Here is a 22,394-nt window from a genome sequence, read left to right as displayed (position 1 = left end):
GGAGAGAAAAAAATGTCATTAATTACTGATATTTACGCTCGTGAAGTCCTCGACTCACGTGGTAACCCAACTGTTGAAGCCGAAGTTTACACCGAAGCCGGTGGTGTCGGCCGCGGGATCGTGCCTTCCGGGGCTTCAACTGGTGAACACGAAGCCGTTGAACTTCGTGACGGCGACAAGGACCGTTTTAGCGGCAAGGGCGTGTTGAAGGCCGTTGCCAACGTTAACAACGTCATCGCCAAGGAAATCGTTGGGATGGAAGTAACTGACCAAATCGCGATCGACAAGGCTATGATCAAGTTGGACGGGACGCCGAACAAGGGCAAGCTTGGGGCCAACGCCATCTTGGCTGTTTCCCTGGCTGCTGCCCGGGCTGCCGCTGACGAACTCCAAGTGCCACTGTACAACTACTTGGGCGGGTTCAACGCGCACGTCTTGCCAACGCCAATGATGAACGTCATCAACGGTGGGGCACACTCCGACAACAAGGTTGACTTCCAAGAATTCATGATCATGCCAGTTGGGGCAAAGAGTGTTCGCGAAGCCATCCGGATGGGTTCCGAAACTTTCCACGCCCTGAAGAAGGAACTGGAAAAGGACGGCAAGGTAACTTCTGTTGGTGACGAAGGTGGGTTTGCCCCTGACTTTGCCAACAACGAAGAACCATTCCAATACCTGATCAAGGCCATCGAAGACGCTGGCTACAAGCCAGGTAAGGATGTGGCGATTGCCTTTGACGTGGCTGCTTCTGAACTTTGGAACGACGAAGACAAGAAGTACAAGCTGCGTTGGTCCACTGGTGAAGAATACACCACCGAAGAATGGATTGAATACCTGTCCGGGATCATCGCTAAGTACCCAGTTGTATCTGTAGAAGACCCAATTGACGAAAACAACTGGGACGACTGGGTAACGTTGACCAACAAGCTGGGCAAGCAAGTTCAATTGGTTGGGGACGACTTCTTCGTAACCAACACCGACTACTTGGCTAAGGGAATCAAGATGGGCGCTGCCAACTCCATCTTAATCAAGCTGAACCAAATCGGGACGCTGACGGAAACGGTTGAAGCCATCGAAATGGCTAAGGAAGCCGGCTACACGGCTGTTGTTTCCCACCGGTCCGGTGAAACCGAAGACACGACGATCGCTGACTTGGTTGTGGCCTTGAACGCTGGCCAAATCAAGACTGGTTCCATGAGCCGGACGGACCGTCTTGCTAAGTACAACCAACTGATGCGGATCGAAGACAACCTGGGTGACGTGGCTCAATACAAGGGGATCCACTCCTTCTACAACTTGAGCGAACAAGCTCGCCAAGACATCGAAAACCGTTAATCAACAGTTAACGATCCAAATTAAAAGTGCCGTGGGGCTTTCATTATTGAAAGCTCACCGGCGCTTTTTAGTTTAATTAAGAATCGATGAGAAGCCGTTGATTGAACTTTTAGATGGCTTCCCCTATAATTTTAAGCAGTGCTGATTGACGGGGATCTGCGCCAAGATCAAGGGTCAACAGCGAATAGGAGGAAAGAAAATGGCAAAGAATAAAATCGGGGCCCCAGCCCTTAGCCGGACGATGACGGCGGGTCAGATGGAAATGATTTCCCTCGGGGGCGCGATTGGGGTCGGCCTCTTTATGGGCTCGACGGCGTCCATTAAGTGGACTGGGCCGTCCGTCTTGCTAGCTTACGCTTTTGTGGGGCTGTTGCTGTATATCGTGATGCGGTCCTTGGGGGAAATGATCTACTTAAATCCGGGAACCGGGTCCTTTGCGGATTACGCGACGGAATACGTGCACCCCTTGGCGGGTTACCTCGCGAAGTGGGCCAACGTCTTTGAATACATTGTCGTCGGCATGTCCGAAGTGGTGGCGGCGACCGAATACTTGAAGTATTGGTGGCCGCAGATCTCGCCCCTCTGGTCGGGGTTGATTATCATTGCCTTTTTGGTATTAGCCAACCTGGCCAGCGCCAAATCATATGGTTCCTTGGAATTTTGGTTTGCGATGATTAAGGTTGTTACGATCATCTTTATGATCATCCTGGGCCTCTTGGTAATCTTCTTTGGCTTTGGTAACGGCGGCCATCCGACCGGTTTTTCCAACCTATGGGCCCACGGTGGTTTCTTCACCGGTGGGGTGAGCGGCTTCTTCTTCTCGATGTCGATTATTGTCGGTTCCTACCAGGGGATTGAATTACTGGGGATTTCGGCCGGGGAAGTGGCTAATCCGCAAAAAGCGGTCGTTAAATCCGTCAAGTCTGTCCTTTTGCGGATCTTGATCTTCTACATCGGGGCGATCTTTGTGATTGTTACGATCTACCCGTGGAACCAACTCAGTTCCCTTGGCTCGCCATTTGTGTCCACCTTTGCTAAGGTTGGGATCACGGCCGCGGCGTCGATCATTAACTTCGTGGTTTTAACGGCGGCCTTGTCCGGGGCGAACTCGGGGATTTACTCGTCCAGTCGGATGCTCTTTAAATTGGCCCACGAAGGCGATGCGCCCAAACTCTTTGGTCGCCTGTCCAAGCGGATTGTCCCAGACGCGGCGATCTTAGGAATCTCTGGGGGGATTTTGCTTGGCTTTATCATTGACTTGATTGCCGCTTCGCAAAACAAGTCGATGTCAGATCTGTTCGTGATCGTCTTTTCTTCGTCGGTCTTGCCAGGGATGATTCCGTGGTTTGTGATTCTGTTGGCGGAATTGAAGTTCCGCAAGCACAATCCGAACCTGATGGTTGACCACCCCTTTAAATTACCGCTGTACCCGTTCTCAAGTTACTTTGCGATCGTGGCCCTGTTGGTAATTGTGGCCTTCATGTTTGTGAATCCGGATACCCGGGTCTCGGTGATTGCCGGGTTGGCCGTCTTGGTGGTGGCCACGGCGGTTTACTTGATTCGTTACCGGGGCAACTTGCGCAAGGAAAATTAATGATGATCAGCAGTCGGCCTTCGTTTTTGGGCGGGCTGCTTTTTTGGAGGAAAAAAGATGTTTAATGAAATTCATCACCTGGCTATCATTGGCAGCGATTATGCGAAAAGCAAGCATTTTTACGTTGATTTACTAGGGTTTACTCTCATCCGGGAAAATTACCGGCCCGATCGGGGTGATTACAAGCTGGACCTGGCCTGCGGCGACCAAGAAATCGAACTCTTTATTCGCCCCGAGGCACCCCAGCGGCCCTCGTATCCCGAAGCCTTGGGCCTGCGTCACCTGGCCTTTCGCGTGGCGGATGTCGCGGCGACCGTGCAAGCCTTGACGGCGAAGGGGATTGAAACGGAACCGATCCGGGTCGATCCCTTTACCCACGGCAAAATGACCTTTTTCTTTGATCCGGATGGCTTACCGCTGGAAATTCACGAATAACGGGGATTTGCAACCGTTCTCACCGTCCACAGCACCGCAAAGCGTGGTAAACTCGGTAGGGAAATTAATTTTGAGGTGATGCAATTGGAGCGCCGGCGCTTTTACAGTCCTAATTACGGCAACAGCCGCCAGATCGGGCGGGCAATTATGATTGGCCTAGTCACAGGGCTAGTGGTGAGTTTCTTTCGTTTGAGTATTCAATGGGGGTTGACGGGGGTTCAGACCGCCTTTGGTTACTTTCACCATCACCCGTGGGGCTTGCTGCCCTGGACGGTGGGCTCAATCATTTTAGCCTTGCTGCTGGGCTATCTGACCCAACACTATCCGAACATCAAGGGTTCCGGGATTCCTCAGGTCGAAGGTCAATTAATGGGCCAGTTTGAAGAAGCCTGGTGGCCAGTGCTATGGCGGAAATTCTTTGGTGGGATCTTAAGTATCGGTTCTGGTCTGTTCTTGGGCCGGGAAGGACCCTCGATCCAGCTGGGGGCGACCGTCGGCCAGGGGATTGCTGAACACGGTCAGGTCACACCAGTTGAGCGGCGAGTCGGGATTGCCAGTGGGGCGGCAGCGGGCCTGTCGGCCGCCTTCAATGCCCCGATTGCATCATCAATGTTTATCCTCGAAGAGGTTTACCATAATTTTTCGCCCTTGGTCTGGCTGTCGGTCTTCATCAGTGCCCTGTGTGCCAACCTGGTTTCGATGCAATTCTTTGGTTTAAAGCCAGATTTGAACGTCCCGCACGAAAGTGTCTTTCCCTTGGCTCAGTACTGGCAATTAGTGGTCTTGGGCTTGTTGTTGGGGCTTTTGGGCCGTTTGTACCAGCTGGTGATCTTAAACTTGGGGTCCTGGACGCGGCGGCTGAAGTGGCTCAAGCCGGCTTGGTACCCGGTGATTCCCTTTGTCCTGGTAATTCCGATTGCCTGGCTCTGGCCGCAAACCCTGGGTGGGGGGAACGAATTGATTGTGGGGCTCGCCCAAATGCAGCCCGGCTTGCTGTGGTTGGTGTGGTTGTTTGTCCTGCGGTTCGTCTTTTCTATGCTTTCATACGCCTCGGAGCTGCCCGGGGGGATCTTTTTGCCGATCCTGACCTTGGGGGCAGTTTTTGGGGCGGTGTACAGCGCGGGGATGGCGCAGCTGGGGCTGCTCCCGCTGCACTACCTGCCTAATTACGTGATCTACGCGATGGCGGGCTACTTTGCCTGCATTTCTAAGGCGCCCTTTACGGCGATCCTGTTGATTACCGAAATGGTCGGGACGATGGCGCACTTAATGCCGTTAGCGGTGGTCGCGATTATCGCCTACTTGGTCGATGACCTCTTGGGCGGGCGGCCGGTTTACTACGCGATGTTTGAAAACTTCATTCACCAGCGGCCCCACGCCAAATTGCGTGGCTTGACCCAAATGACGACGACCATCTTTGCCGGGGCGCAGCTCGACGGGATGGCGATCAAGGATTTTGCCTGGCCGGTGGGGAGTTTGGTTCTGGCGGTGTACCGGGGAGAAGATCAATTGGTCCCGCGGGGGGATACCAAGCTGCAAGTTGGTGACACCCTGGTGATTCAATTAACCGGGGCCCAGCACTTGCAAGAACAAGCGCAAATTAACGCCGCGGCCCACCAGAGTGCCCGCAAATAAACAACTGCCCCCGCCGGAACAACTCCGGCGGGGGCAGTTGGGCTTTATGCTGCTGGGGGTTTCAATTGGCGCACCAGTAACAGTAAGCAGCCGGTGGCCAAGAGACAGTAAAATTCGGCGTTCCAACCGAGCGCGGGCAGACCAAAGTGTTCTAAAGTCTGGGCCGCGCTCAATGAGGCAATCGCAATGCCAACGTTATAGAAAATCGCGTTTAATGAGGAGGCTAAGGTGACCGCCGCCGGGTGGGCCTGGTTGGCCCGGTTCAAAAAGAAGACCTGGGCCGGGGCACTAAAGAGGGGGATCAAAAAGCCCATCAGCAAGAGCACTGTCAGCCCCCCGAGCTGACTACGCATCAACGGCGCGAAGAGGGCCAGACAGCTGATTTGCAGGATGTAGACGGGGATCAGCCGCCTCATACCGTTTTTGGCCGCCAGCCGGCCCGACAAAATACTGCTGAGCACGTCTAAGATTCCCAGTACGGCTAAAATGATGGTCAAAGCAGTGACGCTAAAGCCCAGCGTGTCCTGGAGCAAGGGCCGAATGTAAGTGTAGTAACCGTACAAGGTGGCCGCCCCAAAGGTCACGAACCCAATTCCCAGCCAAATTTGCCGGTCGCCAAACAGTTTTAATTGGGCCTTGATGCTGCCGGGGGTCCCGGGCAGGTGGTGGGGGACCAAGAAGACGGTTGCCACAGCCACAACGGCGGTGACGGCGGTCACCAGGTAGAACGCCGCTTGCCAGTGCCAATGGGCGGCAATAAAGGTCCCAAGCGGCACCCCGGCGACACTGGCAATCCCAAAGCCGGTGTAAATCCACGCCACAATCTGGGAACCACTGGCTTGGTTCGGCGCCAGATCATAAGCAATGACCAGCAGCAAGGATTCCAGTAAGCCGGCGACCGAGGCGGTTAAGATCCGGGCCAACAAGAGCCAGTTAAAGCTCGGCGCCCAGCAACTGATTACGGTCCCGACCAAAAAGACGCCCAGTAAGGTCAGCAACAATTTGAAGCGATCAAAGCGGGCGGTGGCCATCGTGATGAGCGGGGTCAGCAGTGCATAGGTCCAGGCAAAGGCTGACACCAGCCAGGCGATCTGGGCCAAGGATTCGTGAAAGGAATTGGCGATCAAGGATAAATTCCCGACAATCATAAACTCATTACAACCGAGCATAAAAGAAATTAAGACAAAATCGGCCGTCAATAAGCGCAGACGGCCGGTTGAAATGGTCGTCAAAATAAAACCTCCAATCTTTTTTCTAACTATCTTCATTGTACGGGATTTTCGTGGGCGGTGCCAATTTCGGCACTTAAATTAGGCAAACGTCCAGAAATATGGTATGATCATTAGGATATGTTGTGGTTGAAATTAGGAGGAAATATTCAATGTTAATGACCCTCTTCTTGATCGACTGCGTGGTCCTAATTGCTTGCGTAATGATGCAGCCAGCAAAGACTGATAATGATGCGATGTCCGCTTTGACCGGTGGGTCCGGGGATTTATTCTCCCGGCGGAAAGCGCGGGGCTTTGAAGCCGTAATGCAGATTGTCACCACCATCGTGGGGGCGCTCTTCTTTATCTTGGCGCTGGCGATCATCTACACGTCATCACATTAGCCGTCGCGTCGAACATAAGAAATATTGCACGAAGAGGCTGTGGCAGTTGTCACGGCCTTTTATGATGAATGAACAACCGAGAGGAATCTTTAATGACAGATTTACAAGAACAGATTTTAAAAGTCTTGGGTCTTAACCCAACGATCAGTCTGTCGGCAGAAAAAATTGGCCGCCTGATCAAAAAAGCCTCGGCAGATGATTTTACCCCCTTGGTCCAGGCCCTGGCCAAATTAGAGCGGGAAGGCTTGGTAGAAGTCACGGATCAAGGCGAATTTAAGCTGGTTCCCCAACAAGAAGAAATCGTGGGGGTCTTCCACGCCAATCCGAAGGGCTTTGGCTTTGTCGCTTATGATGATGATTTGCCGGATATTTACGTCAATCCGGACCACACGGCCCACGCCTTGAACGGCGACCAGGTTAAGGTAAAGATCTTGCGGGCCGGGGATCCGACCAAGGACCAAGGACCAGAGGGGGCCGTGACCGAAATTCTTGAACACCACTATGATCACGTGGTGGGCGAATTTAAGCACCTGACGATGGGCAACTTCATTGGGGAAATCCTCCTCAAGGACAAGAAGCTGACCAATTACCGCTTCTACGTGACCGACCAAGGCCTTAATCCCCAGGATAACGAAGTGGTTACCGCTACGATTACCAACTACCCGAGTGACGAAGCCCCTGAAATCATGACCGGGGCCGTAACCGAAGTGATTGGGGATAAAGATGAGCCAGGGATTGACATCCTGTCAGTGGTCTACGCTCACGATGTGCCCCACGAATTTCCCCAGGAAGTAATGGACCAGGCCAACGCGATTCCGCTGACGGTGCAACCCGAAGAAAAAGTTGGCCGCCGCGACTTGACCGATCAACCCCTGGTGACGATCGACAGCATTGAATCCAAGGACTTGGACGACGCCGTGGTGGCATGGCAACTGCCAAACGGCAATTACCACTTGGGGGTCCACATTGCGGACGTCTCGCATTACGTTAAGCCGGGGACGCCTTTGGATCAAGAAGCCTATAAGCGGGGGACGTCGGTTTATTTGACCGACCGGGTCATTCCGATGTTGCCGAAGCGTTTATCAAACGGGATTTGTTCCTTAAACCCGAACGAAGAACGGTTGGCAATGTCGTGTGAAATGGAAATCAACCCGCAAGGCGAAGTGGTCAAAGAAGAAATCTTCCCGTCGGTGATCCGTTCGCACGCCCGGATGACCTACAAGGCGGTTAATAAGATCTTAGAGGCGCACGATGAAAAGACCCGGGCCCAGTACGCCGAATTAGTGCCGATGTTTGAAACCATGGCCGACTTGCACCGGATCTTGCTCAAGCACCGGCACCAACGGGGCGCGATCGACTTTGAAGCGCCGGAAGCCAAGATTATTGTGGATGAGACCGGCCACCCGATCGACATTGAATTGCGCGACCGGGGCTTGTCGGAACGGATGATTGAATCCTTTATGCTGGCCGCCAACGAAACGGTAGCAGAGCACTACTTTAAACTCCACGTTCCCTTCCTCTACCGGATCCACGAGACCCCGGATGCGGAACGGTTAAAGAGTTTTGCGGAATTTTTGTCGGTCTTTGGGATCCAAATGAAGGGGGACTTAAGTGCCGCTTCGCCAAAGATGCTGCAAAAGGTCTTAAAGGACGTGGCCGGGACCCCCGAAGAGCAAATGGTGCAGGTAATGATGCTGCGCAGCATGCAGCAAGCCAAGTATGCGGACGAAGAAGTCGGCCACTTTGGCTTGGGCGCCAAGTACTATACCCACTTTACTTCGCCGATTCGGCGGTACCCGGATACCACCGTTCACCGCTTGATTCGCTGGTACGCGGAACACGGTACCGATGCGGCGGCTAAGGCCAAGTACGAACCCGTGCTGGGCGAAATCGCTGAACACACTTCAATGGCTGAACGCCGCGGGATTGACACCGAACGTGACGTTGACAGCATGAAGAAGGCGGAATACATGGAAGACCACGTGGGCGAAACCTTTGACGCGGTCGTGTCTTCCGTCATGAAGTTTGGTTTGTTTGTGGCCTTAGAGAATACGGTGGAAGGTCTGATCCACATCAGTGCGATGCAAGATGATTTCTACGAATACATCGAAAAGCACATGGCCTTGGTCGGGCGGCGCAACCACCACATCTTCCAAATTGGCCAGCCGGTCAAGGTAAAGCTGTTGCGGGTCGACAAGGACCAACGCGAAGTTGACTTTGAACTGGTTAACCCGGGTGAAGCGCCCGTTACCAAGCTGCGGGCGCCCCGCCAAGATGACCGGCGCGGTGGTGGCCGCAACCGGCGGCGCAACAATGACCGGCGTGATCACCGTCGGCATGATGATCATTCCCGCTCTGATCGGCGCCGGGACAATGGGGATCGGAACAGTTACCAAATCAACCGCGGTCAAACCCGCCACAAGGGGGATCGGGAGCCGGGGCAACGGCGCCGGCGTCACCGTTAAATTGAACCAACTTGCAACGTTGAAAGGAGGTTTCAGCGATGGCTCAAAAGAAAAAAGCCGCGTTAGATGCCAATTTAGTGGCCCAAAATAAAAAGGCCCGCCATGATTACGCGATCACGGCGACGTACGAAGCCGGCTTGGTCCTAACCGGGACGGAGATCAAGTCGGTCCGGGCCCGGCGGGTCCAACTTAAGGACGGCTACGCCCAGTTTCATAACGGCGAGCTGTGGCTGATGAACGTCCACATTAACGAGTATAGCAATGGGAATGTTTTTAACCACGATCCCTTGCGCAACCGGAAACTTTTGTTGCACAAAAAAGAGCTGCAAAAGCTGCGGGCAACGCTCACCACTAAAGGAGTGACCTTAGTGCCATTAAAGATGTACCTTAAGCACGGCTTTGCCAAGGTCTTGTTAGGGGTCGCCAAGGGGAAGCATGAGTACGATAAGCGCAATGATATCAAGCGGCGGGAACAAGAACGCCAAATCGAGCGCGTTTTAAAACATTACTAACCAAACAACGGCGATTTCTCCAAGTTCGAGAAATCGCCGTTGTTTAAGTTAGTGTAATTTTTGCCAGTGACAGTCACGGAGGGTCGTGCCCATTGACAGGCCTGGTTCAGCTTGGGGTCGCCACTTGAATTTGCGGCGCAATGGCTGGGGATCCGGCCGTTTGGCCCAGTGGTTCAAGACGCACGCCACTAGGATTGCCAAGGGTTCGTCTTGGGGGTGGTTAATCGTAATGGCCAAAAAAGAGGCACCGGTCTCAGCGGCGGGTTCCATGGCAAAGACCTGGTGGCTGCCCTTGAAGACGCGGTAGTGATTGGTGAGGGCATTGCCGACAATGACCCAATTCAAGCCCCGGATGTAGACGACTTCCCGCACAAAGCCCAGGGATTTGCCAACGACGCCGACTTTTTGGTGGTTGACATAGAGGGCGAACTTGGGCAAGAGCCCTAACGACAGTTGGCTGACTTCGGCGAGCAGATCGCCGCGCATGTTGTACAAGGAGAGGGCATCTTGCCGCAAGCCCCATTTACCGGCTAAGAGGTAGGCGGCTTGGTTGTTTTCATCGTGAATCACCGTGGCTGGTTGACGATCAGTAGCGTGATCCCGCATGTAGAGCGTTCGCACGGGAGTGCCTCCTTTCATTGGCTGATTACCTTGTATTTTATCAGTGTCCGCTGATTTTGAACAGCCTGTCAGCGGTTTCATCTTTTCTCCCGTCCCGCGCAGAAGTATGCTAAAATTAAAAGCGAGGTGCATGATTTTGAAACAATTGATTCATAATGATTGGTGGCCCGTCTTGGCGCCCCAATTTGAAAGTCCAACTTATCAACATTTGCATGATTTTTTGGTTCACGAGTACACCACTCAGACGATTTATCCGGAAATGCATCACATTTTTACGGCGTTTGAGTGGACCCCGTTTTCGCAGGTCAAGGTGGTGATCTTGGGCCAAGACCCGTACCACGGTCCGCACCAGGCGCACGGGTTAAGCTTTTCCGTCTTGCCGGGGGTGGCGATTCCGCCGTCCTTACAAAACATTTATAAGGAGCTGCAAGCGGACTTGGGCTATCCCCCGGTCAACCACGGTTACTTAAAAAAGTGGGCTGAGCAGGGGGTCTTGCTTTTGAACTCGGTATTGACGGTCCGGGCCGGTCAAGCCTACTCGCACCAAGGTAAGGGGTGGGAAGCGCTGACCGATGCGGCAATTATGGCCTTGTCCAAACGGCCGCAACCCGTCGTCTTCATCCTGTGGGGGAAGGCAGCCCAACGCAAGAAGCAGTTGATTGATTTGGACACGAATCTGGTTTTGGAATCCGCCCACCCCAGTCCCCTGTCAGCCTACCGGGGCTTCTTTGGTTCACGACCGTTCTCAAGGACTAACCAAGCCCTGGTGGCGATGGGAGAAACGCCAATTGATTGGCAGTTGCCAGCGACCGTTGATGGTGAAGCGTAGGAAGAAAAGGAGTCTTTGCAATGGATATTTTTGAAAAGTTAGCACAAGATTTAAAGGGCCAAGGCCGGCGGATCGTTTTCCCGGAAGGCAGTGACAAGCGGATTATGGGGGCGGCTGTGCGGCTGAAGGCCGATGGGGTCGTGGACCCGGTCTTATTGGGGAACCAAGCTGAACTGAAGCAAGTGGCCAGTGAAAACAACTTTGATTTAAGCGGGATTGAAATCTTGGATCCCGCGACCTACCCGGCGGCTGACAAGCAAGCCATGCACGATGCTCTGCTGGAACGGCGCAAGGGGAAGAACACGCCGGAAGAAGTTGACCAAATGCTGACCGACGTTTCGTACTTTGGGACGATGCTCGTTTACTTAGGCAAGGTTGACGGGATGGTCTCAGGGGCGGTTCACTCAACGGGGGCCACGGTCCGCCCGGCCTTGCAAATTATTAAGACCAAGCCCGGCCAAAAGCGGATTTCGGGGGCCTTTATCATGCAAAAGGGTGAAGAACGCTACATCTTTGCCGACTGTGCCATCAACATCGAATTGGATGCGGAAACGATGGCGGCGGTGGCCTTGCAAAGTGCGGAAACGGCGGAACTCTTCGGCTTAGACCCGAAGGTAGCGATGCTGTCCTTCTCGACCAAGGGCTCAGCCAAGGGTGAGATGGTGACCAAGGTGGCCGAAGCCACGAAGCTCGTGCAAGCCCAAGCCCCAACCTTAGCGGTGGATGGGGAATTGCAATTTGATGCGGCCTTTGTTCCGGAAGTGGGGGCCCTCAAGGCGCCTGGTTCCAAGGTTGCCGGTCACGTCAACGTCTTTGTCTTCCCAAGTCTGGAAGCGGGGAACATTGGTTACAAGATTGCCCAACGGTTTGGTGGTTTTGAAGCCGTGGGCCCAATTTTGCAAGGGTTAAACGCCCCAATTGCCGACCTTTCCCGGGGCACGAGTGAAGAAGACGTCTACAAGGTCGCTTTGATTACGGCGGCCCAGGTTAAGTAGGGTGACGGGTGTGAAGATCGCATTAGCAAATCGGGAAGCAACCATGGCCTTGGGTCGCCGTTTGGCCCCGCTGTTGCAAGCTGGGGACGTTTTGGTCTTAAATGGTGACCTGGGGGCAGGCAAAACAACCTTTACGAAGGGGTTGGCCGCCGGGCTGGGGATCCAACAGATGATCAAGAGTCCGACCTTTACCATCATTCGTGAGTACCAAGGCGGCCGCTTGCCGCTTTACCACATGGACGTTTACCGCTTGGAAGCGGGCGGTGGCCAGGACTTGGGCTTAGAAGAGTACTTTGATGGGGATGGAATCAGCGTGGTTGAGTGGGCCCAATTTGTGGCCGATGAATTGCCAACCGAATACTTATCCCTGACCTTTACCCGGACCGCGACGGAAAATGAGCGGCGGTTAATGGTGGTTCCCCATGGCACGCGCCTGACCCACGTGGTGGAGGAATGGCTCCATGGCTGAAGCAGAAATCACGATGCGCCTGGCACAACGCGCGGATGCGGCGGCCTTATTGGCCTTTTTGCAAGGCGTTGCTCCGGAAAGTGACGCAATTTTGCTGCCCGGCTTGGACCGCGTCACGGTCGCTGAAGAAGCGGTGCGGCTAAGTGCGGTGGCAGATCGCGACGATTGTTTGATTTTATTGGCCTGCTTGGGGCCAGAAATCGTCGGGGTGTTAACCATCATGAATCTAGCCGCCACGCCAGGGGTCGGTGAAATGGGGCTGGTAATTGCCAAACGATACTGGCACCAAGGGATTGGCCGCTTGCTGATGGAAGAAGGTCAGTACTGGTTTGAAAATTACAGTACCTTGGACCAATTGATGTTGACGGTGTTTGATCATAATATCTGGGGGAAAAAGCTGTACCAAGATATTGGCTTTCAGACGGTCGGGACCCTGCTGGAACCGGCGGCCGATGGGCAGGTCAAGCCGGCCACCAAGATGGTTTATCCTTAAAAAAGAGTAGCGCTGGGAGGGGCGGCCTTCCAGCGCTACTCTTGTTTTAGTGAACCGGCTTGATAAAGGGGGTTAATTTTTTGGGGCCAAATTGCCGCGCCTGGGTTAATAAAATATTGGCACAGGCTTGGGCATCATCTAAGGCGTTATGATGATGGTGCAATTCGATTTGCAAGGCATCGGCCACCGTATTGAGCTTGTGGTTAACCAGCTCTGGATACAGGGTCTGGCTGGTCCGCAATGTATCCAAGGTCAGGTATTGCGCCGGAGCCAGGTTATAATGGGCCAACGTGTTCTTTAAGACACTGTTATCAAAGCTGGCGTTGTGGGCAACGACTAGTTTTTCCGGGGTAAAAAAGGAGTGGATGTGTTCCCACACCGCGGGAAAAGTCGGCGCATTGGCCACGTCCTGTTCATGGATGCCGTGGATTTGCACGTTCCGCCAGAAAAAAGGCGTTTGCGGGTTGATCAAGGTATAGAATTGATCCGTAATTTGACTGTCCCGGACCACGGTTAGGGCCAAGGAACAGGCACTGAACCGCTTGCCGGACGCGGTTTCAAAATCAATGGCGATAAAATTCATGTGGGCGCCTCCGTTTTTATTGCGTTAATTTAATAATAAAGCATTGGTGCCAGCCAGTGCAAACCGGATGCAATGGTATATAATGAAACGGTTAAACTTATCCTGCCCCGCGCGGGTGGGAACAGACAGAAAGGAATTAATGAGACATGACTTATCAATTAACGGCAGACACTTTTGCGGGCTTGACCTTGTTGGCCAATGAACCGTTGGCCAAGTACACGCACACCAAGACGGGGGGCCCGGCGGACTGGTTGGTGTTCCCGGAAACGGTAGCCCAAGTGCAAGCAATTGTGACTTATGTCCATGACCACCAGATTCCATTAACGGTGTTGGGCAACGCCAGCAACTTAATCGTCAAGGACGGCGGGATTGCTGGGTTGGTCATGATTTTAACCAAGATGAAGCACATTGAAGTCCATGACACGATCGTCACGGCCCAAGCCGGGGCGGCTTACATTGATACGACGATCGTGGCGCGGGATCATCATTTGAGTGGCCTGGAATTTGCGGCCGGGATTCCCGGCAGTGTCGGGGGCGCCGTCTTTATGAATGCCGGGGCGTATGGTGGCGAAACCAAGCACGTGGTGAAGTCAGCGACGGTCCTGACCCCGGCCGGCGAAATCAAGGCCCTGTCCAACCAAGAACTGGACTTTGGCTACCGGCACAGTGCGGTGCAAGACGACAACTTGGTCGTCTTGGCGGCTGATTTCCAACTGACGCCGGGGGACTTTGACCAGATCAAGGCCGAAATGGACGACCTGAATGCGCGGCGCGCGGCCAAGCAACCGTTGGAATTGCCTTCATGTGGGAGTGTCTTTAAGCGCCCGACGGGTTACTTTGCTGGAAAATTGATTCATGATGCCGGCTTGCAAGGTTACACGGTGGGGGGCGCGCAAGTCTCCACCAAGCACGCGGGCTTTATTGTCAACATTGGGAACGGGACGGCCACGGATTACTTAGCGGTGATTCGGCATGTGCAAGCGACCGTGAAGGCCAAGTTTGGCGTGGACTTGGAAACGGAAGTCCGGATTATCGGTCGTGATTAGCCCGGTTTGGCCCGGCCAATAAAAGTGCTATAATGGGGCAGACAATTAAGCAGGGAGGAATGTGGAATGGATTGGATTGCGACACTCCTCACGTGGCGAAACTTAATCAGCCTGATTGATATTTTAGTGATTTGGCTGGTCATCTATGAATTGATGGTGCTGTTGAAGGGGACCCGCGCGGTGCAACTCTTCAAAGGGATTTTGATTATTATCGTCATCAAGTTGATTTCGTGGTACGTGGGCTTATCAACGGTGTCGTGGGTAATGGACCAAGTGATCAACTGGGGGGTAATTGCGATGGTAATTATCTTCCAGCCCGAAATTCGGCGGGGGCTGGAGCACCTGGGGCGGGGCACGATGTTGACGCGCAACCGGGTCGCCAATCAAGCTGAAGAGGAAATGATCAAGCAATTGGATCAAGCGATTCAGTACATGTCCAAGCGGCGGATTGGGGCGCTGATTGCGATTCAAATGGAGACCGGCTTAGAGGAATACATTGAGACCGGGATTCCCCTGGATGCCGAAATCACCGGGGCCCTGCTGATCAATACCTTTATTCCGAATACGCCGTTGCATGACGGGGCCGTGATCATCAAAAACAATCGGGTGGCCGTGGCGGCGGCCTACCTGCCGCTTTCGGACAGTAAACTGATTCCTAAGGAACTCGGGACGCGTCACCGGGCAGCCGTGGGAATTTCCGAAGTGACGGATGCGTTGACGATTGTAATCTCCGAAGAGACGGGGGAGGTTTCCCTGACCAAGGATAATGAGTTGTTGCGCAACATGTCGCAGAAGAATTACTTGAAGTTTTTGCGGGCGCAATTATATAAAGAAGAGGCTGGCAACCGGAATTTATTGACGGATTTGTTGACGCGCTTCAAGGGGGTTGGCAAGTGAAACAGCAAGAAAAGGGCTTCTTTAATAGTACCTGGTTTTACCGCATTATTTCCTTGATTTTGGCCTTAGTGCTGTTTATGTACGTCAATGGCAGCAAAGATGGCTTTTTGCGGCAAACGACACGGGATGGCAATACGACGGCGTTAATGTCTAATAAGACCGTCACGATGAAGATGCCGTTGGATTTGACGGTTGACAGTCAGCGCTACGTGGTTTCGGGGTATCCCCAATACGTGAAGGTCAAAATCAGTGGGCCAGCTGCGTTGGTGACGACGACGACCAACACCCAAAACTTTAAGGTGTACGCCAACCTACGGGAGCTGGGCAGTGGCAAGCATACCGTAAAATTGAAGACCTCGGGCTTAAACGACGAGCTGCGCGCTACGATTAATCCGGCAACGATCGATGTGAACATTCAACCGCGCACGACGACGGTCAAACCAGTCGAGGTGCGCTTGAGTGCCAAGACGGTGAATGGCAACTACCGGGTTGGGACGCCCAAGGCCGCTTTGAATACGGTGCAAGTCACCGGAGCCAAAAGCGAGGTTAAACGGGTGGTCAAGGTGATTGCCATGGTGAATGTGCCTAAGGATGCTACCAGTGATTTGCATCGCCAGGTGACCTTGCAGGCGATTGACCGCCGCGGACGGACGGTTAACGTGGTCGTCATGCCAAGTACCTTGAACGTGACGGTCCCGATTGACGCGGGCAAGGCGGCGAGTGAAACCAGCACTAGCAGCCAGGCGGCCAGTGAGACCTCGGCGTCGGCCAGTTCAGCGGCCGACCAAACCGCGACTGATCAGACCCAAACCAGTAAGACGCAGACTAGTTCGAGTGTTAAAGCCAGCAGCAACAGTGAAGAATAATTAAAGTGCCCCGCCGGTCGTTTGGCAGGGGCTGAATTGGAGGAAATTCGTAATGAAGTTAAAGTATTTTGGGACCGACGGGGTTCGCGGGGTTGCAAACCAAGAATTAAGTCCGGAATTGGCCTTTCGGGTGGGGCGTGCCGGGGGGTACGTTCTGACGCGGCACTCTGACCGGAAACGGCCTCAGGTGTTAGTATCGCGGGATACCCGGATTTCGGGGGAGATGTTGGAAAGTGCCCTGATTGCCGGACTTTTGTCGGTTGGGATTGAAGTCTTGCGCTTAGGGGTGGTGACGACCCCGGGGGTAGCTTATTTGGTCCGGGCCCAAGAAGCGGATGCCGGGGTGATGATTACGGCCTCGCACAACCCGATTGAATATAACGGGATCAAGTACTTTGGGAGTGACGGTTTCAAACTTTCTGATGAATTAGAATACGAAATTGAACAGCTCTTGGATGCGCCCGCCGATGAACTGCCCCGCCCCGCCGCGGCCGGGTTGGGGGTCGTGGATGATTATAAAGAAGGCGCCTTAAAGTATACGTCCTTCTTGGAACAAACGATTGCTACGGATCTGACCGGGTTAAAGGTGGTCGTTGATGCGGCAAATGGGGCAACGAGCGGCTTTATTGCCAATTTATTTGCTGACCTGAATGTTGACTTGATTCCGATTCATGATCAACCAGATGGCTTGAATACGAACTTAGATTGTGGCTCAACCCACCCGGCCAGCTTACAAGCCGCCGTGGTTGAACACCAAGCTGATCTGGGGATTGCCTTTGATGGGGATGGCGACCGGTGTATTGCCGTTGACCACGAAGGCAAGCTGGTTGATGGTGACAAGATCATGTACATTTGCGGCAAGAACATGGAAGAAAACGGCCGCTTAAAGCAAGATACGGTCGTTACAACGGTCATGAGCAACTTGGGGATGTACAAGGCGTTAGAAGCGCACGGGATGAAGAGCGTCAAGACCAAGGTGGGCGATCGCTACGTGGTCGAAGAAATGCTCAAGCACGGCTACAACCTCGGGGGCGAACAATCTGGTCACATTATCTTCTTGGACCACAATACGACGGGGGATGGGATGTTAACGGCCTTGCAATTACTGCAAGTGGTTAAGTCCACGGGGCGGACGCTCAAGGACTTAGCGGCCGAGGTGACCACTTATCCGCAAGAATTGGTCAACATCACGGTCGCGGATAAGGAAGCGGCAATGACCAATCCCCAATTGCAAGCGATTATCGCCGAAGTGGAAACGGAAATGAACGGTGACGGCCGGATTTTGGTGCGGCCAAGCGGGACGGAACCGCTCTTGCGGATCATGGCCGAAGCGCCAACCAAGGAATTGGTGCACGACTACGTCAGCCGGATTGCGGCGGTCGCTGAAGCTGAATTTAAATAAAACCATCCGATGTGGCGGGAAAGGCAGCAGCCTTCCCGCTTTTTTCGTGGGCAAGCGCCTAGACCACCTGACCATTCATCGCTAGACCAATTAGAGGGAGAATATTTGACAAGCGTTAATAAACCCACTAATATACTAAGAGTTAGTGGATTAAATTAAACAAATTGGTTTGGAGAACTGATCTATACCAATAGAAAAGGATGGAAAAGCATTATGTGTGGAATTGTTGGGGTTACGGGGACTGATAAGTCAGTCGCCATCCTGATTGATGGTTTAAAGCGCTTGGAATACCGGGGGTATGATTCCGCTGGGATTTACGTTAACGATCAAGCAGGACATGATTTTTTGATTAAGCGCGCGGGGCGGATTGCCAACTTGGAAGGGGCCTTAACGCCTGAAGTACAAGGCTTAGCCGGAATTGGGCATACCCGGTGGGCCACCCACGGGGAACCGAACCAAGCCAATGCGCACCCGCAATACTCGGCGGACCAACGCTTCTACTTGGTTCACAACGGGGTGATTGAAAACTACAAGGATCTTAAAGCAGAATACTTAAGTGATGTTCAATTTAAGAGCCAAACTGACACCGAAGTCATTGTCCAATTGGTAGACAAGTTTGTGACCGCCTACGAAATGGATACCAAGGCGGCCCTGTTGAAGGTTTTGCGTTTGATCTCGCGGGATTCTTCGTACGCGTTTGCCCTGATGGACCGCGAACAACCAGATACCTTGTACGTGGCCAAGAATAAGAGTCCGCTCTTGGTCGGGATTGGCCAAGGTTACAACATGGTGGGGTCCGATGCGATTTCGATGTTGAAGCAAACTAATGAATTCATGGAAATCGAAGACCATGAATTGGTCATCGTCAAGCCTGATCACGTGACGATTGAAAGTTTCACGAATGAAGAAAAGCACCGGGATACCTTTACGGTCGACATGGATCCGGATGCGGCCGACAAGGGCGCTTACCCCTTCTACATGCTTAAGGAAATCGATGAACAACCAGCGGTAATGCGGCGCCTGGTTCAAGAATACCTGGGGGCGGATGGCCAACCCCAAATTGATACCGAACTGTTGGCCCAAATGAAGGCTGCCGACCACCTCTACATTATTGGGGCGGGGACCAGCTACCACGCTGGCTTGATTGGGGCCCGCTTGTTTGAACGGTTGGCGCATGTTCCAACGACGGTTCACATTTCATCCGAATTTGCTTATGAACAACCCCTGTTGAGTGATAACCCATTCTTTATTTTCCTTTCCCAAAGTGGGGAAACGGCGGACAGCCGGGAAGTGCTGGTGCACGTCAACGAAAATCATTGGCCAAGCCTGACGATTACCAATGTTGATAAGTCGACCCTGTCCCGGGAAGCTACCCACACCCTCTTGTTGTACGCGGGGCCAGAAATTGCCGTGGCCTCCACCAAGGCCTACACGGCTCAAGTGGCGGTCCAAGCGATCTTAGCCAAGGCCTTAGGTGAATTTGTGGGCAATCAAGCGGCCCAAAGCTTTGATATCAAGGATGAATTGGCCAAGGTTGCCAATGGGATGCAAGCCTTGGTTGACAGCAAGGAAGAGATTGAAGCAATTGCGGCCAATGCGCTGGCTAAGCCACGCAATGCCTTTTACATTGGGCGGGGGATTGACTGGGCGGTTTCCCTGGAAGCGGCGCTGAAGTTAAAGGAAATCTCCTACGTGCAAGCAGAAGGCTTTGCCTCGGGCGAATTAAAGCACGGGACGATTGCTTTGATTGAAAAGGACACGCCGGTGGTCGGGATTATCACCCAGGACCGTACGGCCGGCTTGACCCGGAGCAACTTAGAAGAAACGGCGGCCCGGGGGGCCAATGTCTTAACGATCGCTGCGCGCCACTTAGCCAAGGAAGACGATGCGATCATCTTGCCGGATGTTGATCCAATGATTGCCCCGCTCTTAAGTGTCGTACCAGCGCAACTGTTGGCCTACTACACCAGCTTGGGTAAGGGCTTGGATGTTGATAAGCCGCGGAACTTAGCGAAGAGTGTGACGGTGCAATAATTTATTGATCTGATCGCATAGAAAACAACCTAAGAAACTATCTTTTCGGCTAAATCTTAGCAAGTAGCAACAAAAAAAGCGCTAGAAATCAACGTTTTCAGTAACGTGGTTTCTAGCGCTTTTGAATTTTTAAGACTTTTTTCCCAACTTCTTTTTGTGTGTTAATCGGGATCCTTAAGCGACTTGCCCGCCCGGGTGGCCTGGAAGCCCTTGAAGGCGGCAGTAATCGTCTGGTACTCGGCGTCGCTTAAGGCAACGTTCATTGCTTGGGCGTTGGCCTCGACTTGCTGAGCCCGTTTGGCCCCGGGAATCACGGCGCTGATCAATGGGTTTTGCAAGTACCAGGCCAAGATGACCTGGGTGACGGTGGCGTTGTGGGCCGCGGCAATTGGCCGGACTTGCTCCACTGCCGCTAAAATCTGGCTGAAGCGGGGCTCCTTAAAGTCAGCAATCTGGCTGCGAATGTCATCGGCCGGAAATTCCACCAGGTGATCATACTTCCCGGTCAGCAAACCAGACGCCAGGGGGAAGTATGGCACGAAGCTGATCTGGTGGTCATGCAAGTAATCGAGCAGACCATCAGTCAGGTGGTCTTGGTGCAAGAGGCTAAACTCGTCTTCTACCACGTCGACATAACCATCGGCGTTGGCGGCTTTAATTTGGGCCAAACTGAAGTTGGAGACCCCGATCGCCCGGATTTTTCCTTGCTCTTTTAAGCGTTGCAACGCCCCCACGGCTTCGGCTTTGGGGGTGTCATGATCAGGGAAGTGAATATAGTAGATATCCAGGTAATCAGTTTGCAGACGTCGCAAGCTGGCTTCAACTTGGGCGGTCAAAAAGGCGGGATCATTATTGATGACTTCTTCACCGCTAGAGAAATCATGCGCCCCTTTGGTAGCGATCACCAAGTCTGGGCGGTGATGATGTTGGATGACTTCGCCAATCAATTCTTCGGAGTGCCCTAAGCCATAAACATAGGCAGTATCTAATAAATTAATCCCATTGGCGATGGCCGCGTCGACCAGTTGCTTACCGGCGTGGTCGTCAAGGGCGTGAAAAAGATTATGCCCCCCGACCGCATTGGTTCCCAGGCCGAGCGGATTAGCGACCACTTCTGATTTACCAAATGTAACAGGTTTAATCCTCATTGCGTACACCTTCCTTTGAAATCGGTTGCAAAAGTTGGTTTTATTATACCGCGCTTGGCGGGGGGTTCAAAGTCTATCCCGATTTGAAATTAAAATTCTAATCTGTTCTGCTTGAGGACGAATGTAGCCGATTAGAGCGCGCGTCGCAAATTAACGTTTGTTATAATATAAGTATAAAGAAAACGCTTACAAACAGGGAGGGGTGAGTAAAATGTTATTCCAAGTGTATGGCGATGGAGCCCTGTGGCAATTTTGTGGTTGGTTGATGGTCTTTGTTGGTTTGGTACTAGCCAATGAAATTGCGCGGCGCTCAAAGGCTGGGGGGATTTTCTTCTTCCTGGTGTTGCCAGCTATTCTTTCGGTTTATTTTATTACGATTTATGTTTGTGCCGCCCAGGGGCAAAGTTGGGCTTTGCACAACCAAACCTATGTGCATATGAACAGTTGGTTCCACTATGCTAAACTGTACGCAGCCACGGCCGGTTGTATCGGATTTATGATGTTAAAGTACGATTGGTGGTTGGGCAAAGCGCATTGGTTTAAGTGCTTCCCGTTTGTCATCGTGGCGATCAACATCTTAATTGCCGTTGGGAGTGACTTCCAATCTGCCATCACTGGCTTGATGCACTTGGCACACGGCCAATCGCAATGGTGGCTGTCCTCAGAAGGCGTCTGGCTCTATGGCGGCTGGTGGAACATCGTCAATGGTCTGGCGGGAATTTTAAACATCTTCTGTATGACTGGTTGGTGGGCGATTTATTCTTCCAAGAATCAACAAGATATGTTGTGGCCTGATATGACCTGGCTGTTTATCTTAGCTTATGATCTGTGGAACTTTGAGTACACGTACGTCAACTTGCCAACCCACGCTTGGTACTGTGGGGTTGCCCTGTTGCTGGCGCCAACCTTTGCCGCGGCGTTTTGGAACAAGGGAGGCTGGATTCAAAACCGGGCCTTTACTTTATCGATTTGGTGTATGTTTGCCCAAGTCTTCCCGCTGTTCCAAGATACCGGGAAATTTGCCGTTTTGCCCGTCCTGTACCGCGATGGCGTGATGAATGCGGCGGTGCACCCAGGGGCGGCAGATCCGGTGGCGATGGGTGTGATTGCGATCATTGCCTTGGCAGTCAACGTGATCGTCTTGGGGATCATCATTAAACGGGCTAAGCAATTGGGGATCAACCCATACACGCACGAAGTCTTTGTGGGCACCAAGGACTACGATGAAGCCTATGCGCGTTCTCTTTAGTTGCAATAGTGAAGTGCATATAATATGTAGAAGTTTGCTTTAAGCAGGGCTTGGTTAGCCGGTTGGCTAACCGGGGCCTGCTTTTTTGTGCGGTTAAGTGACACGAAACCGTTTTTTTACTTTTTTGACGAAAAAACCTTGATCTCCCGCGCCCTTTCTAGTATTATAGAAAAA

General features: G+C 52.8%; 21 protein-coding genes. 17 read left to right on the top strand and 4 right to left on the bottom strand.

The window, feature by feature from the left end; translation table 11 throughout:
• Positions 1 to 12 precede the first annotated feature (12 nt).
• The 4 genes from eno (at position 13) to BN54_RS05020 (ending at position 4,999) form a co-directional block, all read left to right on the top strand.
• Positions 13 to 1,335 carry a phosphopyruvate hydratase gene (eno, locus tag BN54_RS05035; RefSeq protein ID WP_019206072.1) on the top strand — a complete coding sequence of 441 codons (1,323 nt, stop codon included), beginning with the start codon at positions 13 to 15 and terminating at the stop codon, positions 1,333 to 1,335.
• A 199-nt stretch (positions 1,336 to 1,534) separates the two neighbouring features.
• Positions 1,535 to 2,929 carry an amino acid permease gene (locus BN54_RS05030; protein ID WP_019206071.1) on the top strand — a complete coding sequence of 465 codons (1,395 nt, stop codon included), beginning with the start codon at positions 1,535 to 1,537 and terminating at the stop codon, positions 2,927 to 2,929.
• Between the two features lie 57 nt (positions 2,930 to 2,986).
• Positions 2,987 to 3,364 (top strand): SMU1112c/YaeR family gloxylase I-like metalloprotein, encoded by a 378-nt coding sequence (gene gloA2, locus BN54_RS05025; protein ID WP_019206070.1) that lies wholly within the window; start codon positions 2,987 to 2,989, stop codon positions 3,362 to 3,364.
• Positions 3,365 to 3,442: 78 nt separating this feature from the next.
• Positions 3,443 to 4,999 carry a ClC family H(+)/Cl(-) exchange transporter gene (locus BN54_RS05020; protein WP_019206069.1) on the top strand — a complete coding sequence of 519 codons (1,557 nt, stop codon included), beginning with the start codon at positions 3,443 to 3,445 and terminating at the stop codon, positions 4,997 to 4,999.
• Between the two features lie 44 nt (positions 5,000 to 5,043).
• On the opposite strand, the gene BN54_RS05015 is transcribed toward BN54_RS05020, so the two are convergent.
• The gene (locus BN54_RS05015) at positions 5,044 to 6,231 is read right to left on the bottom strand and encodes an MFS transporter (RefSeq protein WP_019206068.1); all 1,188 of its coding nucleotides are present in this window, start codon (positions 6,229 to 6,231) and stop codon (positions 5,044 to 5,046) included.
• A 149-nt stretch (positions 6,232 to 6,380) separates the two neighbouring features.
• Between BN54_RS05015 and secG the strand changes: the two genes are divergently transcribed.
• The 3 genes from secG (at position 6,381) to smpB (ending at position 9,588) form a co-directional block, all read left to right on the top strand.
• Positions 6,381 to 6,611, top strand: coding sequence for a preprotein translocase subunit SecG (secG, locus tag BN54_RS05010; protein WP_019206067.1), 231 nt, complete (start codon positions 6,381 to 6,383; stop codon positions 6,609 to 6,611).
• 92 nt (positions 6,612 to 6,703) lie between these two features.
• Positions 6,704 to 9,076, top strand: a complete 2,373-nt coding sequence (gene rnr, locus BN54_RS05005) for a ribonuclease R (protein ID WP_019206066.1) — start codon at positions 6,704 to 6,706, stop codon at positions 9,074 to 9,076.
• A gap of 38 nt (positions 9,077 to 9,114) precedes the next feature.
• Positions 9,115 to 9,588, top strand: coding sequence for an SsrA-binding protein SmpB (smpB, locus tag BN54_RS05000; protein ID WP_019206065.1), 474 nt, complete (start codon positions 9,115 to 9,117; stop codon positions 9,586 to 9,588).
• Between the two features lie 48 nt (positions 9,589 to 9,636).
• On the opposite strand, the gene BN54_RS04995 is transcribed toward smpB, so the two are convergent.
• Complete coding sequence (locus BN54_RS04995) at positions 9,637 to 10,209, bottom strand: LURP-one-related/scramblase family protein (RefSeq protein WP_191976438.1); 573 nt, start codon at positions 10,207 to 10,209, stop codon at positions 9,637 to 9,639.
• A 136-nt stretch (positions 10,210 to 10,345) separates the two neighbouring features.
• Here BN54_RS04995 and BN54_RS04990 point away from each other — a divergent pair, with 136 nt between their 5' ends.
• Genes BN54_RS04990 through BN54_RS04975 form a run of 4 tightly spaced genes read left to right on the top strand, consistent with a single transcriptional unit; the run spans position 10,346 to position 12,995 of the window.
• Positions 10,346 to 11,038 (top strand): uracil-DNA glycosylase, encoded by a 693-nt coding sequence (locus BN54_RS04990; RefSeq protein WP_040469956.1) that lies wholly within the window; start codon positions 10,346 to 10,348, stop codon positions 11,036 to 11,038.
• 20 nt (positions 11,039 to 11,058) lie between these two features.
• A complete protein-coding gene (gene pta, locus BN54_RS04985) occupies positions 11,059 to 12,033 on the top strand; it encodes a phosphate acetyltransferase (RefSeq protein ID WP_019206062.1) in 975 nt (324 codons plus the stop codon).
• Positions 12,034 to 12,043: 10 nt separating this feature from the next.
• The gene (tsaE, locus tag BN54_RS04980) at positions 12,044 to 12,502 is read left to right on the top strand and encodes a tRNA (adenosine(37)-N6)-threonylcarbamoyltransferase complex ATPase subunit type 1 TsaE (protein ID WP_019206061.1); all 459 of its coding nucleotides are present in this window, start codon (positions 12,044 to 12,046) and stop codon (positions 12,500 to 12,502) included.
• Complete coding sequence (locus BN54_RS04975; protein ID WP_019206060.1) at positions 12,495 to 12,995, top strand: GNAT family N-acetyltransferase; 501 nt, start codon at positions 12,495 to 12,497, stop codon at positions 12,993 to 12,995. The genes tsaE and BN54_RS04975 overlap by 8 nt, the downstream gene beginning before the upstream one ends.
• A gap of 46 nt (positions 12,996 to 13,041) precedes the next feature.
• On the opposite strand, the gene BN54_RS04970 is transcribed toward BN54_RS04975, so the two are convergent.
• Positions 13,042 to 13,578: a 3'-5' exonuclease gene (locus BN54_RS04970; protein ID WP_019206059.1), complete on the bottom strand. Its 537-nt coding sequence runs from the start codon at positions 13,576 to 13,578 to the stop codon at positions 13,042 to 13,044.
• Positions 13,579 to 13,724: 146 nt separating this feature from the next.
• Between BN54_RS04970 and murB the strand changes: the two genes are divergently transcribed.
• The 5 genes from murB to glmS all read left to right on the top strand — a co-directional run bounded on the left by murB (position 13,725) and on the right by glmS (position 19,823).
• A complete protein-coding gene (gene murB / locus BN54_RS04965) occupies positions 13,725 to 14,624 on the top strand; it encodes a UDP-N-acetylmuramate dehydrogenase (RefSeq protein ID WP_019206058.1) in 900 nt (299 codons plus the stop codon).
• Between the two features lie 66 nt (positions 14,625 to 14,690).
• The gene (gene cdaA, locus BN54_RS04960; RefSeq protein WP_019206057.1) at positions 14,691 to 15,521 is read left to right on the top strand and encodes a diadenylate cyclase CdaA; all 831 of its coding nucleotides are present in this window, start codon (positions 14,691 to 14,693) and stop codon (positions 15,519 to 15,521) included.
• Positions 15,518 to 16,387 carry a CdaR family protein gene (locus BN54_RS04955; protein ID WP_019206056.1) on the top strand — a complete coding sequence of 290 codons (870 nt, stop codon included), beginning with the start codon at positions 15,518 to 15,520 and terminating at the stop codon, positions 16,385 to 16,387. Before cdaA ends, BN54_RS04955 begins: the two co-directional genes overlap by 4 nt.
• Positions 16,388 to 16,439: 52 nt before the next feature.
• Positions 16,440 to 17,789: a phosphoglucosamine mutase gene (glmM, locus tag BN54_RS04950; protein WP_019206055.1), complete on the top strand. Its 1,350-nt coding sequence runs from the start codon at positions 16,440 to 16,442 to the stop codon at positions 17,787 to 17,789.
• A 213-nt stretch (positions 17,790 to 18,002) separates the two neighbouring features.
• Positions 18,003 to 19,823: a glutamine--fructose-6-phosphate transaminase (isomerizing) gene (gene glmS, locus BN54_RS04945; RefSeq protein WP_019206054.1), complete on the top strand. Its 1,821-nt coding sequence runs from the start codon at positions 18,003 to 18,005 to the stop codon at positions 19,821 to 19,823.
• A gap of 161 nt (positions 19,824 to 19,984) precedes the next feature.
• Here the strand turns inward: glmS and BN54_RS04940 are convergent, their stop codons facing one another.
• On the bottom strand, positions 19,985 to 20,971 hold the full coding sequence (locus BN54_RS04940) for an aldo/keto reductase (RefSeq protein ID WP_019206053.1): 987 nt from the start codon (positions 20,969 to 20,971) through the stop codon (positions 19,985 to 19,987).
• Between the two features lie 211 nt (positions 20,972 to 21,182).
• Here BN54_RS04940 and BN54_RS04935 point away from each other — a divergent pair, with 211 nt between their 5' ends.
• A complete protein-coding gene (locus BN54_RS04935; protein WP_019206052.1) occupies positions 21,183 to 22,220 on the top strand; it encodes a DUF5692 family protein in 1,038 nt (345 codons plus the stop codon).
• Positions 22,221 to 22,394 lie beyond the last annotated feature (174 nt).

Origin of the sequence: Limosilactobacillus ingluviei str. Autruche 4, assembly GCF_000312405.1 — a bacterium.
Lineage (GTDB): Bacteria > Bacillota > Bacilli > Lactobacillales > Lactobacillaceae > Limosilactobacillus > Limosilactobacillus ingluviei.
The sequence above is the reverse complement of the archived record's forward strand: the minus strand, read 5'-3'. Positions and strand labels throughout refer to the sequence as shown.

Coding starts and splice junctions, on each gene's coding strand:
- BN54_RS04975 (WP_019206060.1), top strand. CDS start 12,495: ATGGCTGAAGCAGAAATCACGATGCGCCTGGCACAACGCGCGGATGCG.
- BN54_RS05030 (WP_019206071.1), top strand. CDS start 1,535: ATGGCAAAGAATAAAATCGGGGCCCCAGCCCTTAGCCGGACGATGACG.
- secG (WP_019206067.1), top strand. CDS start 6,381: ATGTTAATGACCCTCTTCTTGATCGACTGCGTGGTCCTAATTGCTTGC.
- pta (WP_019206062.1), top strand. CDS start 11,059: ATGGATATTTTTGAAAAGTTAGCACAAGATTTAAAGGGCCAAGGCCGG.
- glmS (WP_019206054.1), top strand. CDS start 18,003: ATGTGTGGAATTGTTGGGGTTACGGGGACTGATAAGTCAGTCGCCATC.
- eno (WP_019206072.1), top strand. CDS start 13: ATGTCATTAATTACTGATATTTACGCTCGTGAAGTCCTCGACTCACGT.
- glmM (WP_019206055.1), top strand. CDS start 16,440: ATGAAGTTAAAGTATTTTGGGACCGACGGGGTTCGCGGGGTTGCAAAC.
- gloA2 (WP_019206070.1), top strand. CDS start 2,987: ATGTTTAATGAAATTCATCACCTGGCTATCATTGGCAGCGATTATGCG.
- smpB (WP_019206065.1), top strand. CDS start 9,115: ATGGCTCAAAAGAAAAAAGCCGCGTTAGATGCCAATTTAGTGGCCCAA.
- murB (WP_019206058.1), top strand. CDS start 13,725: ATGACTTATCAATTAACGGCAGACACTTTTGCGGGCTTGACCTTGTTG.
- cdaA (WP_019206057.1), top strand. CDS start 14,691: ATGGATTGGATTGCGACACTCCTCACGTGGCGAAACTTAATCAGCCTG.
- rnr (WP_019206066.1), top strand. CDS start 6,704: ATGACAGATTTACAAGAACAGATTTTAAAAGTCTTGGGTCTTAACCCA.
- BN54_RS04935 (WP_019206052.1), top strand. CDS start 21,183: ATGTTATTCCAAGTGTATGGCGATGGAGCCCTGTGGCAATTTTGTGGT.
- BN54_RS04970 (WP_019206059.1), bottom strand. CDS start 13,578: ATGAATTTTATCGCCATTGATTTTGAAACCGCGTCCGGCAAGCGGTTC.
- BN54_RS04940 (WP_019206053.1), bottom strand. CDS start 20,971: ATGAGGATTAAACCTGTTACATTTGGTAAATCAGAAGTGGTCGCTAAT.
- BN54_RS05020 (WP_019206069.1), top strand. CDS start 3,443: ATGCAATTGGAGCGCCGGCGCTTTTACAGTCCTAATTACGGCAACAGC.